Consider the following 15,691-nt stretch of genomic DNA (forward strand, 5'->3'; position numbering starts at 1 on the left):
GGTCAGTAGGCGCGGCCGAAGATCACGCGCCGGCCGTAGGCGGACGGACGCCCGCACTTCACGCACGCGCCCGTCTCGTCGGGCGCGTCGGCCGGGATGACCCGGGGTGTCGCGGCGGTCTCGGCCTTGACGTCGTCCTCGCACGCGGTGTCGCCGCAGTGGAACGCGCGGGCCCACCCGGACGCGACCTGCGCGACGAACGCGTCCCAGCCGTCCACGGCGGCGGTGTTGTCCTCGCGGAACGCCTCGGCCCTGGCCAGCAGGAACGACTGGAAGTCGGCGAGGATCCCGGGCAGCAGCTCGGGCAGCTTGTCCAGCGGGATCTGCTCCTTGCCCTGCCCCTCGACCGTCGGGAGCCGGCGGGCGAGGGTGGCGACACCGGCGTCGATGTCGCGCTTGCCGAGCTCGACGCGGACCGGGACGCCGCGCATCTCCCACTCGTTGAACTTGAACCCCGGGGAGAGCTGCGGACGGTTGTCGTCCACATGCACCCGGATGCCCATCGCCCTGATCGCCGCGCCCAGCCTGCGGGCCTCGGTCGCGGCCTGCTCGCCCTGCTCCTTGCGCCCGATCGGGACGATCACGACCTGGTACGGCGCGAGCCGGGGCGGCAGCACGAGTCCCTTGTCGTCGCCGTGCGTCATGACCACGGCGCCGAGCATCCGGGTCGTCATGCCCCAGGACGTGGTGTGCGCCAGCGTCAGCTTGCCCGCCTCGTCCTGGTACTGGATCTCGAAGGCCTTGGCGAAGTTGGTGCCGAGGTAGTGCGACGTCGCGGCCTGGAGCGCCCGGCCGTCCCGCATCATGGCCTCGAGCGTGTAGGTGCGGACGGCTCCGGCGAACCGTTCGCCCGGCGTCTTCTCCCCCGGCACGACCGGCATCGCCGCGAGTTCCCTGGCGACGCCCGCGTAGGCGTCCAGCGCCCACATCGTCTCGCGCATCGCGTCGTCCTCGTCGGCGTGCGCGGTGTGGCCCTCCTGCCAGAGGAACTCGGTCGTGCGCAGAAACAGCCGGGGCCGCATCTCCCACCGGACGACGTTCGCCCACTGGTTCAGCAGCAGCGGCAGGTCACGGTGCGAGTCGATCCATTTGGCCATGTACTCGCCGATGATCGTCTCGGAGGTGGGCCGGACGACCAGCGGCTCGTCCAGCTCCTTGCCGCCCGCGTGCGTCACGACCGCCAGCTCCGGCGAGAAGCCCTCGACGTGCTCGGCCTCACGCTTGAGGTAGGACTCCGGGATCAGCGACGGGAAGGACACGTTGTCGTGCCCGGCCTCCTTGATCCGCCGGTCCAGGTCGGCTTGGAGCAGCTCCCACACCCGGTATCCGTACGGTCGGATGACCATCGTGCCGCGCACCGGTCCGCGGTCGACGAGCTGCGCCTGCACGACCAGCTCGTTGTACCAGGCGGAGAAATCCTCACTCTGCGGCGTCACACCTTCTCGACTCACGGCCATAGGGTACCGACTGCCGACAGGGGCACCGACGCTTTTCGCCGCGCATGGGCGCCTTCGCTACTCTCGCGGGATGCGCTGGTCCCAGATGTTCGCGCCCACGCTCCGTGACGATCCGGCCGAGGCCGACGCGCCGAGCCACCGGCTGCTGCTGCGCGCGGGCTACATCCGGCAGCTCACCGCCGGGCACTACTCTCTGTTGCCGCTGGCCGTCCGTGTCCGCGCCAAGATCATCGCGATCGTGCGGGCGGAGATGGACGCGATCGGCGCGCAGGAGATGCTGCTGCCCGCCCTGCACCCGGCCGAGCCGTGGCAGCGCTCCGGCCGCTGGGAGCTGATGGGCCGGGAGATGTTCCGGCTCACGGACCGGCGCGGCGCCGACCACGCCCTCGGCATGACGCATGAGGAGATATTCGCGACGGTCGCCGGGGAGCTGAACTCCTACCGGCAGCTTCCACAGCACTGGTACCAGTTCCAGACGAAGTTCCGGGACGAGCCGCGCCCCAAGGGCGGCCTCATGCGAACCCGCGAGTTCACGATGAAGGACGCCTACAGCTTCGACATCGACCGGCCCGGTCTGGACGTCTCGTTCGACGCCTACCACGGCGCCTACACGCGGATCTTCGAGCGGCTCGGCATTCCGGCGCTGGCGTGCGAGGCGTCCAGCGGCACCATGGGCGGTTCCGGCTCGACCGAGTTCATGTGCCCGTCCGGCGTCGGGGAGGACCGTCTCGTCCACTGCCCCGCCTGCGGGTACGCGGCGAACATCGAACGCGCGACGTCCGTCCTGCCGGCCGCCTCCGACGAGCCCGGCCTCCCGGCCCCCGAGCGTTTCGACACTCCGGGCGTCCGCACCATCGAGGACCTGCTGGCCTACGACGCGCCCGCCGACCGCCAGATCAAGACCCTCGTCCACATCCTGGACGGCACGCTGACGCTCGTCCTCCTCCGCGGCGACCACCCCCTTAACGAGCAGAAGCTCGTGGACGCGACGGGCGCGACCGCGGTGCGCGCCGCCGACCCGGCCGAGATCCGGGACGCCCTCGGCGCGCTGCCGGGCAGTCTCGGGGCGGTGGGCGTGTCGCTCCCGGTGATCGCGGACGAGTCGCTGCGCGGTCGCCGGGCCATGTTCACCGGCGCCAACACCGACGACGTCCACCTGCGCGGCGTCGACGTCGACCGCGACCTCGACGTCGGTCTGTGGGCGGACCTGCGCGAGGTCGCGGCGGGCGAGCCCTGTGTCCGCTGCGGGGAACCCCTGGAGATCCAGCGGGCCATCGAGGTCGGCCATATCTTCAAGCTCGGTGACCGCTACGCCCGCGCGCTCGGCGCCGAGGTCCTCGCCCCGGACGGCCGTCGCGTCCCGGTGATCATGGGGAGTTACGGCATCGGCATCGAACGCGCGATGGCCGCGATCGTCGAGAACCACCACGACGACCGGGGCATCGTCTGGCCCCTGTCCGTCGCCCCGTTCCAGGTCGCCGTCGTGGCCGCGCAGTCGGACGACGCCGACGTCGCCCAGGCCGCCGAGGACGTCTACACGTCGCTCACCTCCTCCGGTGTCGAGACGGTCGTCGACGACCGTCCCGAACGCGCGGGCGTGAAGTTCCGGGACGTCGAACTGACCGGGATCCCGTTCCGCGTCACCGTGGGCCGCCGCGGCCTCGCCGACGGAACGGCCGAGATCACCACGCGCGCCACCGGCGAGACGGTCAAGGTTCCGTTGGCGTCCGTCGCGTCCCACGTCCGTTCGCTGCTCACGAACTGAGCCCACCGGCCCGCGAGGGGACCGGTCGCCGGGCGCCGAAATTGGCTTGACGCGGCAGTCGGCCTTTTCGAGACTCGGCGCCATGGGACACGTCGAGGTCGGTCACGTTCGTCATGTTCTGCCGGACGGCCGCATCCTGCTGGACGACGTGTCATTCCGCGTCGGGGAAGGCGCGGTCGCCGCGCTCGTCGGCCCGAACGGGGCGGGGAAGACGACGCTTCTGCGGTTGATCGCCGGGGACCTCGCCCCGCAGGAGGGCACGGTCGCGCACAGCGGCGGGCTCGGCGTGATGCGGCAGTTCGTCGGGGGGATGCGGGACGACTCGTCCGTCCATGACCTGCTGCTTTCCGTCGCGCCGCCCCGGGTCCGCGATGCGGCGGCCGCGGTCGAGGCGGCCGAACTGGCGATGATGGAACGCGACGACGAACCGACCCAGCTCCGTTATGCCACGGCCCTGTCCGGGTGGGGCGACGCGGGCGGCTACGAGATCGAGGTCCTCTGGGACGCGTGCTGTGTCGCGGCCCTCGGGGTCTCGTACGACTCCTGTCGGTGGCGCGAGGTGCGCACGCTGTCCGGCGGCGAACAGAAACGTCTGGCGCTGGAGGCGCTGTTGCGCGGCCCCGACCAGGTCCTCCTTCTGGACGAGCCCGACAACTATCTCGACGTGCCGGGCAAGCGATGGCTTGAGGAGAAGCTGCGCGAGACGTCCAAGACGGTCCTTCTCGTGTCCCACGACCGTGAACTCCTCGACCGTTCCGCCGACCGCATCGTCACCGTCGAGGCGTCCCGCGTCTGGATCCACGGCGGCCGTTTCTCCACCTACGCCGCCGCCCGCCGCGACCGCAACGAACGCCTGGAGGAACTGCGCCGCCGCTGGGACGAGGAACACGCGAGGCTCAAGGAACTCGTCAACAACCTCAAGGTCAAGGCAAGCACGAACGACTCCTTCGCGTCCCGCTACCGAGCGGCGCAGACACGCCTGCGCAAGTTCGAGGAGGCGGGCCCCCCGGAGAACCCGCCCCGGGACCAGAACCTGAAGATGCGCCTGCGCGGCGGCCGTACCGGCAAACGCTCGGTGATCTGCGAGGGCCTCGAACTGACCGGTCTGATGAAGCCGTTCGACACCGAGATCTGGTACGGCGAACGCGTCGCCGTCCTCGGCTCCAACGGTTCGGGCAAGTCGCATTTCCTGCGGCTTCTCGCCACCATCGCCGAGACGCTTCCGCGCGGCGCGACCCCGACGGCGCCCGTCGCCCACACCGGCACGGCACGTCTCGGGGCGCGCGTCGTCCCCGGTCTCTTCGCGCAGACCCACGCGCGGCCGGACCTGGCCGGACGTACCCCGTGCGAGATCGTGATGACCGAGCACGCCCGGCTGCGCGACAACGCGATGAGCGACCTGGCCCGATACGAACTCCAGCACTGCGCGGAACAGCGCTTCGAGACCCTTTCTGGCGGTCAGCAGGCCCGTCTCCAGATCCTTCTCCTGGAACTCGGCGGCGCCACGCTCCTCCTCCTGGACGAGCCCACCGACAACCTCGACCTGGCCAGCGCGGAGGCCCTTCAGGAAGGCCTGGAGTCCTACGAGGGCACCGTCATGTCGGTGACCCACGACCGCTGGTTCGCGCGATCCTTCGACCGTTTCCTGGTGTTCGGCGCCGACGGTTCCGTCTACGAGTCCCCGGAACCGGTCTGGGACGAGGCCCGGGTGTCCCGTCCACGTTGAGGAGGGCGAGGTGTGTCTGACGGAACGGTCCGGAACGCGCGGACGGAATTCGGCGCCGGTTCACGCGCCGGTCGGTGAAACGTAAGATCCTTCTCAGCGGTCAAGAACAGAGGAGCCGACCATGCCCCCATCCGGTACCACCCCCGGCGGCTCATCCGCGCACTCCGCCCCCCGCCTGCCCGAGGACGTCCAGGCACGGTTCAGGACCGACATCCCCTCCCCCGCACGGACGTGGAACTACTGGCTCGGCGGCAAGGACAACTACGAGGTCGACCGGGCGGTCGGCGACGCCACCGCGGCACTGCATCCCGAGATCTTCGAAGAGGCCAAGGAGGGCCGCCGGTTTCTGAGCCGCACCGTGAAGTACCTGGCGACCGAGGAGAACATCCGCAACTTCCTCGACATCGGCGCCGGGCTGCCCACCGAGTCCAACACCCATCAGGTCGCCCAGCAGGTCGCTCCCGACTCACGTGTCGTGTACGTCGACAACGACCCGATGGTGCTCGTGCACGCGCGCGCCCTGATGCGCGGAACCACGCCGGAGGGGGTCACCGGCTACCTCGACGCCGACTTCCACGAGCCGCGGCGGATCCTTGAGGAGGCCGCGAACGTCCTGAACTTCAAGCGGCCCATCGCGGTGATGTTCATGGGCGTCCTGGGGTTCTGTCCGGACTACGAGACGGCCAAGCAGATCGTGGCCGACACGATGGCGGGCGTGCCGTCGGGCAGTTTCCTCGTCGTGTGGGACTCCTCCGACACGTCCGAGCAGGCCAGGCGCAGCACCGAGAAGTACGCCGAGTCCGGAGCGCAGCCGTACACCCTGCGCAGCCCCGAGCAGATCGCGGGGTACTTCGACGGTCTGGAGATGCTGGAGCCGGGCGTCGTCTCGGTCTCCCATTGGCGGCCGGACCCCTCGACGGGCGAACCCCCTCACGTCCACGGCTACGGCGGAATGGCCCGCAAACCCTGACACAGGCCCTGGTGTGGGCCCTGGTGTCGGCCCCGGTATGGGCTCAGGTATGAGCCCGACGCTCGCGTGGTGCTCCACCCTGTTTCACCGGAGACGGATAAAGTGCCCGGGTGCGGGTGGTTCACGGGGGCGGCGCGGGGCACAGGGCCGCCTATGTCGCGTTCGATCGGTTTCCGTCCAGCAAGGGCTCGGCGGTGCACATCGCGCAGATGGCCGACGAGCTGTTCGCCCGGTTCGGGGGCGGGCTGCTCGCCGTGATCGGCGGCGCCGACCTGCCCCGGTACCAACGGGAGGGGACGCGGGAGGTCGCCCGCTTCGACACGCCGGTGCCGAACCTGATCGACCGGGCCGAGGCGTTCTCCCGGTGGGTCGCGGCGCATCTCGAACCGCACCGCGACACCCTGGAGGTCTGCCACGTCCGGGATCCGTGGAGCGCTCTACCGGCCGTCGCGGACGGCCGCCGCCACCGCGTGGTGTACGAGGTCAACGGGCTCCCGTCGATCGAGATGGCGCACACCTGGCCGTGGGCGGCGCCCGGGACGCTCGCCAAGGTCCGGGAGCTGGAACGGTTCTGTCTGGAGCGCAGCGACGCGATCGTGGTGCCTTCGGCGGTGATCGGCGCGGCCGTGCGGCGGTTCGGCGTCCCGGAGGCGAAGATCCATCTGGTGCCGAACGGCGCGGAGGTCCCCGGGCCGGCGGAGCGTCCCGTGGACGCGCCCGAACGCTACATCGTGTACGTCGGCGCGTTGCAGCCCTGGCAGGGCCTGGACGTGCTGATGCGCGCGTTCGCGCGGCTCGCCGACCTGGACGGCCTGCGGCTCGTGGTGTGCGCGTCCGTCCCGGAGCGGCGGGCGAAGCCGGTGCGGCGGCTGGCCGAGCGGCTCGGGGTCGCCGACCGGGTCGACTGGCGGTTCACGCTGCCGCACTCCGAGGTGGCGGCGTGGCTCGCGCACGCGGAGGCGTCCGTGGCGCCGCTGACCGGCTGCGCCCGCAACCTCGACCAGGGCTGCGCGCCGTTGAAGGTCATCGAGTCGATGGCGGCGGGCGTGCCGGTGGTGGCGTCCGACCTTCCGGCGGTACGGGAGCTGATGGCGGACGGCGTGCACGGACGGCTCGTCCCGGCCGACCGTCCCGCCGAACTGGCCAGGGCCGTCCGGATCCTGCTGGAGTATCCGGACGAGGCCGCCGCGATGGGACGACGCGGCCGCGAACGCATTGAGCGGGGCCTGACCTGGGCGCGGTCACGGGCTCTGCTGGCCGAGGTCTACCGTACGATCGCGCCATCGGATCGACAGGTGGTTCGCGATGTTCTGGCGTAAGCAGAAGGCCGCCATCGAGCGGTTCCACCCGCTGCACCGGGCGCTGATCCTGGAGCGCGCCTGCTCGGTGTCGCTGCGGCGGGACGACTGGGAGCCGGTGATCCAAAGTCTCGCGCGGCACGGCGCCGAGGTGCGGCGGCGCCGATGGCGGTTGCCGAAGCGGGTCCCGGGCGTCCTGGTGCCGATGCTGCGGATCCTCGCCGCCGACATGCCGCCCGACGGGGTGCTGTCGGTCGCCGCGGACATGCGGGGCTCCAACGTCCCGGAGAAGAAGGGGCCGGAGCAGCACGTGCCCACCCAGCATCCGATCTCGGCGATGCGGCAGTGGTACGTGGTCGACCCGTGGCTGCGGATACGGGCCGAGCTGCGCGACGGCAGCGTCGTCGAACTCGACGTCACCGACCGGATCAGGAATCGCAAGTACCGCAAGAACGCACGCGGCAAGGTCAAGCTCAAGAGCAAGTCGAAGACGGTGCAGATCGTGCGGGTCACCAGGCGGCTGGCGAAGGACGCGGTCGTCCGGCCGCCCACCGCGCCGCCGCCCCGCTGGATCAGGGTGCGGGTCAAGCGGGGCGCCCGGATGGTGATCCGCGCCAACGGCAAGTTCCCGGGACCGCTGGAGGACCAGGCCATGATCGACCGGATCCTGCACGTGTCGACGGAGCCGTTCCGGTGGACGCCGCCGGGCACGGCGGCGAGGAGGGCCCGGTGACGGTGACCCGCTGCCAGGTGACCACCGGGTTCTTCGTGCTCGGCCGCTGCGGGCAGGCGGCGGTCGCGTCGTGCGGGCGGTGCGGCCGTCCCGTCTGCGCCGCGCACGCCGGGCCGGGCGGGCTGTGCCCCGAGTGCGCGGCGGCACAGGGCTACGGGACGCACGACCCGCACGAGCCGGCGTGGACGACCGGATACCGCCGCCACTACTACCAGAGCAGTTCCCACGCCTACACCGACGCGACCTGGTACGCCTCGTTCGACGAGTACGACCGCGGGGCGTTCGACCCGGGCGACGACTACGCGCACGGCGGCGACTGGGGGCCGGACGACGACACGGGATTCGTGGACAGCTGATGCCCCGCGTCCTGTGGATCACCGAGCACTATCCGCCGAGCCGGGGCGGCATGTCCCAGTCGTGCGACCGGATCGTCCGGGGGCTGCGCGGCGCCGGCGTCGAGGTCGACGTGGCGCATCTGACGCGCCGAGCGAGCCCGTGGGGCGTCACGCGCGAGCACGGCGGGCGGCTCGTCACGGCCCCGCTCGGCGACGACGCCGAGAACGCGCTGCGGCGCCTGTGGACGACCCTCACCGCCGAGGACCTCACCGGCTACGACCATGTCGTCGCGTTCGGCGGCGTGTACGCGCTGCTCGCGGCGCCCGTCCTGTCCGCGCTGCTGGACGCGCCGCTGGTCACGCTGCTGCGCGGCAACGACATCGACGTCGGCGCGTTCTCGATGCGGCGGCGCGGCGTGCTGACGGACGCGCTGCGCGCCTCGGCCCGCGTGTGCGTCGTCGCGCGTTCGCACATTCCGCTGGTGACCGCGCTCGCGCCGGACACGGCGGTGACGTTCGTCGCCAACAGCGTCGACACCGCGCACTGGCGGATCCTGCCGTCCGAGCGGAAACGGGGTCTGGCGTGGCGGGACGAGCACGTCCGTGCGGGGCGCCGCACGGTCGGGCTCATCGGGCAGCTCAAGGTCAAGAAGGGCGTCGGGTTCTTCCTGGACGCGTTGGCCGCGTCCGGGCACGCCGAGGCGTTCCATCTGCTGCTGGTCGGCGAGGTCGAGGAGTCCGTGCAGGAGTGGCTCGGCGCCCGCGCGGACTCGGTACCGCACTCGTTCCTGCCGTTCCTCGACCGCTACGAGCTTCCCGCCGTGTACGCGAGCTGCGACCTGGTCGCCCTGCCGTCGTTCTACGACGGGATGCCGAACGTGGCGTTGGAGGCGGCGGCACTCGGCGTGCCGCTGATCGCCTCGGACGGCGGCGGGCTCGCGGACGTGGCCGACGACGAGATCGGCTTCGTGTTCCGCGCGGGTGACGCGCACGCCTGCCGCGCGGCGATCGACCGGGCCGCGCGGGCGGCCGACGCGGACCTCGCGCGGCTCGGCGCCGCCGCGGCGGAGCGGATCCGGCGCGACTTCACCCCGGCCGCGGAGACCGCCGGGTACCTCGCCGTCCTCGACGCGGTCCGTTGATCGCCTGCTACGCGGCCGGGGACGGGCTCGGGCATCTGACGCGCCTGCGCTCCGTCCTGCACACGCTGCGCCGGGACGGTCCCGTGACCGTGGCGACGGCCTCCCCGTTCGCGGCGGATCCGCGTGTCACGGGCGGCTGGCACGTCGTGTCGTCCCTCGACGGCGTGGCCGCCGACGAGGTGATCGTCGACGCCTTCCCCGCCGGGCTGAGGGGCGAGCTGACGGGCGTTCCGGCGGGCGCGCGACCGGCGGGCCCGCGGGTCACCCATCTGGCGCGGCTGTTGCGCTGGGACGCCTACCGGCCGCTGCTTCCCGCCGACCCGCCGCGTTTCGACCGCACGTTCGTCCTCGAACCCCTGGACCCCGCGCACCACGCCTACCTGTGTTCGGTCTCCACGGAGGTCGTCCCGCTGACGCTCGCCGACCCACCGGCGGAGCCGCTCGACGTGGACGGCTGGCTCATCGTCCACAGCGGGCCCGACGCGGAGACGCTCGAACTCGTCGCCTACGCGCGGGACATGGCGGCCGTCGAGGGCGTCCGACCCCCGATGACGCTGGTGTCGCCGCGGAGGCCGGACGGTCTGCCACCGGGAGTCGCGCACCTGGACGCCTACCCGGCCTGCCCGCCGGGTCCGAACGTGGAACGCGTCGTGACCGCCGCCGGGTTCAACGCCGTCCGCCAATACGAACCGTGGCGACACATGCACCGTATGTTGCCGTTTCCGCGCAGCCTGGACGACCAGTTCGCCCGCGCGTCCCGAGCCAGACGGGAAACGGTTCCGCGCTAGGCGGGGAGCGTCACCTCGAACTCCACCTCGACGTCGTCGGCGAGCCTGAGGGCCCCGAAGAACGCCGAGTACGGCTTGATGCCCCATCGGCTCTGCGTCACGGTGGCGGAACCGCGCACCACGTCGCCCTCCAGGGCGGCCGTCACCCGGACGGGTTTCACCCGCCCCATGATCTTCAGGTCGCCCTCGATGGCGTCGGTGCCGACGTTCGTCGACGTGAACGTGATCTCCGGGTGTCGCCGGGTGTCCAGAACCTTGCCCAGGGTCTTCTCGATCTCCGCGCGGTCCTGGTCGGTCAGCGGTTTGACGCCGCCGGTGCCCGCGCGGACCTCAAGCCCGTCCGGCGGGACGACCACCTCGACCGACGAGGTGTCCAGCGGCTCGCGGGCCTGGACCGTCGCCGACCAGCGCGTGGCCTCCAGGATCAGGTCATGGCCCGCCCGCCGGCCGAGCCCGCTGCGGCCCGTCCTGACCAGCAGGCGACCGTTGTCCGGTCCCAGCTCGTACGTTCCTTCTCGTACTGCCATCTGTTCACCATGACACGCGCCCGCCCGAACGTCTCACTCCAGGCAGGTCACCTTGGGTTGTGGACGGTACTCGGTGTGGAACTTCTCCCGGCGGACCTGGCGGCCGTCCCGCAGCAGCGTCCGCCACACGTCGATCTCGAAACCGTTGCGCCCGCGGGTGGGCACGCAGTCCCACCCGCGTCCGGAACCCGTGCCGAACGGCGTGACCCCGTACCGCTCGGACGACCTGGACCTCACCTGGTAGCGGCGTTCGCCCCACAGGTTCACCGTCAGCGACGACGCGCCGTGCACCACCTCGATGCGCACGGGACGTCTCGTGTCGTTCCGCCAGGTGAAGTCGAGGCCCGGGTACGACACGGCCGCCTCTCGCCCCTCCGGATACTCCGGCATGTACATCGAGTGCGCGCGCGCCTTCCGGATGTCCAACCCCGCGCGGAAGACCGCGTTGAACAGCGTCGAAGACACCTGGCAGACGCCGCCGCCCACATCGTTCACCAGCCGCGATCCCATGATGGCGGGCGCGGGCACGTAGCCGCGGCTCTCGGTGCGCGGGCCGACGACATCGTTGAACGAGAACGTCGTGCCCGGCGCGACGACGTGCCCGTCCAGCATCTCGGCGGCGAGCGCGATGTTGCGCACCCGTGGTTCTCCGGGCTCGAACCAGGTCGTGTAAGTGCTCATCGGCTCCGCGCGCGTTCCCCGGTCGGGGACCGCCTTCACCGGTAAGGCGTCGTTCCGCGGCACCTGCTGACGGTCGGCCTGCGCCGTGGACGCGCCGGACCCCCGCGCGAGCCCCAGGTAAGCACCCAACAGAAGCCCGGTCGTCGCCAGCGCGCCCGCGACGAGCGGCCACCACTGCCGGACGCAGTCCCGCAACTCCGGCTGCCGTGCATGGAACCGTCCCTTTCCGCCACCGGCTCTCGTGTCCTGGGCCCTCGCGCCACCGGGCCTCCTCCGGCCGGGTCGTCTCCCCCCGCCGGTCCGGGTCCGCCTCACGAAACTCCACACCCCCCGCGGATCCCCCGACGGGGATCCCGCAACGAACCCTCCCCCGGGCCGGCCCGACACGCCCGCGTCTTTGCGCGAACAACACCCGGACAACAGCGAATCCAGGCACGTCAGCGGGCCCGCGCGCCCTCCCGCAGCCGCTCGGGGTCGATCTCGCGGCCCGGCCACCGGCGGAGATACTCGGCCTCCAGCTGGTTCATCCGGCGCGTGTGCTCCCCGTACGCCTGGTCGGCGGCGTGTCTGAGGGCGTCCATCCGCGTCGCGTACAGGTGCGCGAGCTCACGGAACAGGTCGTCGTCGGTGAGGTCGCCGGGGTCGACCCCCGGTTCGGTGTCATCGGTCGTCATGTGCTGCCTCCTCCTCCGCGGGCGCCTCGTCCCCTACCCGGAGGCGACCGGCGTGAACACCGCGAGGGCGCGGGGGTGCTTGCCGAACCGCACCGGCCCCGGCGAGGACGACACCTCACCGTCCCGGGCGATCCGCAGCCCGCCCGACCGGGACGCCAGCTCCAGCCCGGAGGCCCGCCACGCGCGGAACCCGGGCGTGATGTGCAGGTGCCCGACCAGGACGGCGGCGACCGCGCGGACGCGGGGAACCCGGCGCCCGGTCGCGACCATCCGTATGTCGAGCCGCGCGTCGTCGAGCCGGTCGCGCCAGGTGGGGGCGGCGCCGCGCGACCCGTACGCGCAGTTCCCGACGAACGCCAGCCACACGCGGCGGTCCCGGCCGTCCACGGTCACCTCGACCGGTTCGGAGTGCCGCAGCGTGCGGACGGCGGCGACCGCGAGCGCCGGCCACTTCCCGAGGCGCTTCTCCAGCCGTTCTCGCCGGTCGACCAGCTCGGTGTAGGCTCCGAAGCTCGCCGTGTTGAGGAAGAGCCGTTCCTCCTTGTCCGCCGCCGTACCGCTGACGGGTGTGACAAATGCCACGTCCACGTGGCCGAGTCGTCCGTCCCGGTACGCGGCGACCGCGTCGGTCACCGACTCCACGCCGAGCGCGCGGGCGAAATGGTCGAACGTCCCGCCGGGGACGACGAGCAGCGGCACATCGTGCTTCAGCGCGGCGCGCGCTCCCGCGTTCACGGTGCCGTCCCCGCCGACGACCGCGAGCACCGCGGCCCGCCGGGCGGCCTCGCCGAACACCTTGTCGACGTCCTCGTCCTGCCCGAGCCGGACGATCTTCGCCGCGGGCAGTTCCCGTCGGAGCAGCTCGACCACCGGATCCGGGCGGCCCGGCAGGATCGCCGCGGTGGCGCCTCCGACACCGCCCGATCCGGGATTGACGACCACGACCAGCCCGTCGCCGTCCTCGCTGACCAGGCCCTTCGCGTCCTCGCTCCGGGTCACGCGGGCCACCGGAGGGCGCGCGGGCCACACCATGCGCGTGCCGAGCGCCGCCAGCGCGCCGATCCCCACGCCCGCCAGCACGTCGCCCGGGTAGTGCGCGCCGGTGTAGACGCGGGAGAACGCGACCGCCGCCGCCGTCGCCGCGACCGGCACGGCCACCGGGCGCGGCGCCTCCAGCGCGACACCGGTCGCGAACGCCGCCGCCGACGCCGAATGCCCGGACGGGAACGCGTGCGACGTCGGCAGCTTCCACCGGATCCGGATCGGCGGCACCAGGTCGACGACGGGCCGCTTGCGGCGGAACGCCTGCTTGCCGAGCAGGTTCACCGCCGGGCTCGCCACCGCGATCGCGATGGAGCCGCGCAGCGCGGCCCGCCGCAGCCGGGCCCGTCCGGTGGCCCCCAGCACACCCGCGGTCGTGAACCACAGGACGCCGTGGTCGGCGAACCTCGACAGCCTCGGCAGGACGTACTCAAGCCCGCGCAGCCGTGCCGCCGCGACCCGGTCGAACGCCCACCGGTCCACCCGTCCGAGCCTGCGCAGCAGGCCACGACGCGGCTCGGGCGCCGTCCGGTGGCGGCGCGGCGGGACGGGCCAGGTCGGCGCGGCGGCACCCGCGTGGGGACGCCGTGAACGGTTGACGCGCATGCCCCGGGTATCCCCAGGGACGGCGACATGATTCCGCAAAGATCTCAAATCAGGGGTCACATGAGGGTGTACGTCACTCCGGACTCGGCGACTGCAATAGGCTTCGCGGCATGAGTCACCCGGAACGGCTCGGTTCCCCGGGTGGTGAGTCGGTCGGAACGATCGCGGAGCCTCCTCACGTGAACGAGAAGCTGGCCGACTACGCCGCCCGCCACGGGCTGAGGCAGAGCGCCGCGCGCCCCCCGCTCGGCAAGTACCTCCAGAGCGTGTGGGCACGCCGGAACTTCATCTGGGCGTTCGCGTCCGCGAAGAACATCTCGCTGTACAGCGACTCGCGGCTCGGCCAGGTGTGGCAGGTCCTCACGCCGCTGCTGAACGCGGCGGTCTATTACCTGATCTTCGGGTTGCTGCTCGGCCTCAGCCGCGGGCTGCCGGACTTCATCCCGTTCCTGGTGACCGGCGTCTTCCTGTTCGGCTTCACACAGCGGTCGGTCACCTCGGGCGCCAAGTCCGTCGGCGACAACCTGTCGCTGATCAGGGCGCTGCACTTCCCGCGGGCGACGCTGCCGCTCGCGATCGCCGTCGTCGAGCTCCAGCAGTTGCTGCTGTCGCTGGGCGTGCTGTTCGCGATCGTGTTCGCCTACGGCGAGCCGCTCAGCCTGTACCTGCTGCTGTTCGTGCCCGTGGTGATGCTCCAGCTCATGTTCAACGTGGGCATCAGCATGGTGATGGCGCGGATCGGCGCGTTCAACCGCGACGTCACGCAGCTCCTGCCGTTCGTCATGCGCACCTGGCTCTACGCGTCCGGTGTGATCTTCAGCCTGCCGTCGCTGCTGGAGAAGGGCTCCAAGCTCTCCCAGTACCCCATCCTCGGCGAGCTGCTCCAGCTCAACCCGGCGTACATCTACCTGGAACTGAGCAGGCACGTGCTGCTCAGCGACTACCGCGAGTACATCGATCGCAAGTACCCCATGGACGTGGGTCAGTTGTGGCTGACCGCCGGGATCTGGTCCGTGGTGATGCTGGTCGGCGGGTTCCTGTACTTCTACAAAGCCGAGGAGCGGTACGGCCGTGGCTGACACGAAGGTGCGCGGGAACAGCGTGGAGATCGACCCGAACCGGGAGCCGATCGTCGTCGTCGACGATCTGCACATCATCTACCGGGTGTACGGCGCGGGCGGCAAGGGCAACGCGGCGTCGGCGTTCGCGCGGGTGGTGCGTCGCCGGAACCGTCCGTCGATGACGGAGGTCCACGCGATCAAGGGCCTGTCGTTCGTCGTCTACCGGGGCGAGGCAGTCGGCATCATCGGCACCAACGGTTCCGGCAAGTCGACGCTGTTGAAGGCCATCGCCGGGCTGCTGCCCCCGCACAGCGGCGGCGTCTACACCGACGGGCAGCCGTCCCTGCTCGGCGTGAACGCGGCCCTGATGAAGGACCTCACCGGCGAGCGCAACATCGTCCTCGGCTGCCTGGCGATGGGCATGTCCCCGACGGAGACCAGGTCCCGGTACCAGCAGATCGTCGACTTCGCCGGGTTGAAAGAGGGCTTCATCCAGTATCCGATGCGGACGTACTCGTCCGGCATGGGCGCCCGGCTCCGGTTCGCGATCGCGGCGGCCAAGACCCATGACGTCCTGCTGATCGACGAGGCCCTCGCCACCGGTGACGCCAAGTTCCGGACCAAGAGCAAGCGCCGGATCGACGAGCTGCGCAAGGAGGCGGGCGCGGTGTTCCTCGTCGCCCACCAGCTCGACACGATCAAGGAGATGTGCGACCGCGTCATCTGGATCGACGAGGGCCGGATGCACATGGACGGCGACCCCGAGGAGGTCGTCGCCGCCTACGTCGAGGCGACCGGGAAGTGACCGGAGCCGTCCTGCCCTGAGGCGCCCCTGGTAAAGATGAGGGGACATCGCTCCACGTTTCTCATCGAGTCCCATGAGGAGG

15 protein-coding genes are annotated in these 15,691 nt (G+C 71.4%); 10 read left to right on the forward strand and 5 right to left on the reverse strand.

Annotated elements, in window-relative coordinates; translation table 11 throughout:
* Positions 1 to 2: 2 nt before the first annotated feature.
* On the reverse strand, positions 3 to 1,451 hold the full coding sequence (proS, locus tag BZB76_RS24840) for a proline--tRNA ligase (RefSeq protein WP_246007169.1): 1,449 nt from the start codon (positions 1,449 to 1,451) through the stop codon (positions 3 to 5).
* 76 nt (positions 1,452 to 1,527) lie between these two features.
* Here proS and BZB76_RS24845 point away from each other — a divergent pair, with 76 nt between their 5' ends.
* The 8 genes from BZB76_RS24845 (at position 1,528) to BZB76_RS24880 (ending at position 10,214) form a co-directional block, all read left to right on the forward strand.
* On the forward strand, positions 1,528 to 3,222 hold the full coding sequence (locus tag BZB76_RS24845; RefSeq protein WP_121436776.1) for a proline--tRNA ligase: 1,695 nt from the start codon (positions 1,528 to 1,530) through the stop codon (positions 3,220 to 3,222).
* A gap of 82 nt (positions 3,223 to 3,304) precedes the next feature.
* Positions 3,305 to 4,948 carry an ABC-F family ATP-binding cassette domain-containing protein gene (locus BZB76_RS24850; protein ID WP_121436777.1) on the forward strand — a complete coding sequence of 548 codons (1,644 nt, stop codon included), beginning with the start codon at positions 3,305 to 3,307 and terminating at the stop codon, positions 4,946 to 4,948.
* A gap of 121 nt (positions 4,949 to 5,069) precedes the next feature.
* Positions 5,070 to 5,918, forward strand: coding sequence for an SAM-dependent methyltransferase (locus BZB76_RS24855; RefSeq protein ID WP_121436778.1), 849 nt, complete (start codon positions 5,070 to 5,072; stop codon positions 5,916 to 5,918).
* Between the two features lie 110 nt (positions 5,919 to 6,028).
* Positions 6,029 to 7,237 carry a glycosyltransferase gene (locus BZB76_RS24860; protein WP_246007170.1) on the forward strand — a complete coding sequence of 403 codons (1,209 nt, stop codon included), beginning with the start codon at positions 6,029 to 6,031 and terminating at the stop codon, positions 7,235 to 7,237.
* A complete protein-coding gene (locus tag BZB76_RS24865) occupies positions 7,224 to 7,949 on the forward strand; it encodes a hypothetical protein (protein ID WP_121436779.1) in 726 nt (241 codons plus the stop codon). Before BZB76_RS24860 ends, BZB76_RS24865 begins: the two co-directional genes overlap by 14 nt.
* Positions 7,910 to 8,305 (forward strand): hypothetical protein, encoded by a 396-nt coding sequence (locus BZB76_RS24870; protein WP_246007171.1) that lies wholly within the window; start codon positions 7,910 to 7,912, stop codon positions 8,303 to 8,305. The genes BZB76_RS24865 and BZB76_RS24870 overlap by 40 nt, the downstream gene beginning before the upstream one ends.
* Positions 8,305 to 9,426, forward strand: coding sequence for a glycosyltransferase family 4 protein (locus BZB76_RS24875; protein WP_121436780.1), 1,122 nt, complete (start codon positions 8,305 to 8,307; stop codon positions 9,424 to 9,426). Before BZB76_RS24870 ends, BZB76_RS24875 begins: the two co-directional genes overlap by 1 nt.
* A complete protein-coding gene (locus BZB76_RS24880; protein WP_121436781.1) occupies positions 9,423 to 10,214 on the forward strand; it encodes a hypothetical protein in 792 nt (263 codons plus the stop codon). Before BZB76_RS24875 ends, BZB76_RS24880 begins: the two co-directional genes overlap by 4 nt.
* Here the strand turns inward: BZB76_RS24880 and BZB76_RS24885 are convergent.
* From BZB76_RS24885 to BZB76_RS24900, 4 genes are all read right to left on the reverse strand, one after another.
* A complete protein-coding gene (locus BZB76_RS24885; RefSeq protein WP_121436782.1) occupies positions 10,211 to 10,741 on the reverse strand; it encodes a YceI family protein in 531 nt (176 codons plus the stop codon). The two genes, BZB76_RS24880 and BZB76_RS24885, sit on opposite strands and share 4 nt — an antisense overlap.
* 33 nt (positions 10,742 to 10,774) lie before the next feature.
* Positions 10,775 to 11,617 carry a VanW family protein gene (locus BZB76_RS24890; protein WP_121436783.1) on the reverse strand — a complete coding sequence of 281 codons (843 nt, stop codon included), beginning with the start codon at positions 11,615 to 11,617 and terminating at the stop codon, positions 10,775 to 10,777.
* A gap of 242 nt (positions 11,618 to 11,859) precedes the next feature.
* Complete coding sequence (locus tag BZB76_RS24895; protein ID WP_121436784.1) at positions 11,860 to 12,096, reverse strand: DUF6158 family protein; 237 nt, start codon at positions 12,094 to 12,096, stop codon at positions 11,860 to 11,862.
* Between the two features lie 33 nt (positions 12,097 to 12,129).
* Positions 12,130 to 13,743: a bifunctional phosphatase PAP2/diacylglycerol kinase family protein gene (locus BZB76_RS24900; protein WP_121436785.1), complete on the reverse strand. Its 1,614-nt coding sequence runs from the start codon at positions 13,741 to 13,743 to the stop codon at positions 12,130 to 12,132.
* Positions 13,744 to 13,922: 179 nt separating this feature from the next.
* Between BZB76_RS24900 and BZB76_RS24905 the strand changes: the two genes are divergently transcribed.
* Together BZB76_RS24905 and BZB76_RS24910 are read left to right on the forward strand one after the other, a co-directional pair.
* A complete protein-coding gene (locus BZB76_RS24905) occupies positions 13,923 to 14,822 on the forward strand; it encodes an ABC transporter permease (RefSeq protein ID WP_246007172.1) in 900 nt (299 codons plus the stop codon).
* Positions 14,815 to 15,609, forward strand: a complete 795-nt coding sequence (locus BZB76_RS24910; protein WP_246007173.1) for an ABC transporter ATP-binding protein — start codon at positions 14,815 to 14,817, stop codon at positions 15,607 to 15,609. Before BZB76_RS24905 ends, BZB76_RS24910 begins: the two co-directional genes overlap by 8 nt.
* Positions 15,610 to 15,691 lie beyond the last annotated feature (82 nt).

Source organism: Actinomadura pelletieri DSM 43383, from assembly GCF_003634705.1.
Lineage (GTDB): Bacteria > Actinomycetota > Actinomycetes > Streptosporangiales > Streptosporangiaceae > Spirillospora > Spirillospora pelletieri.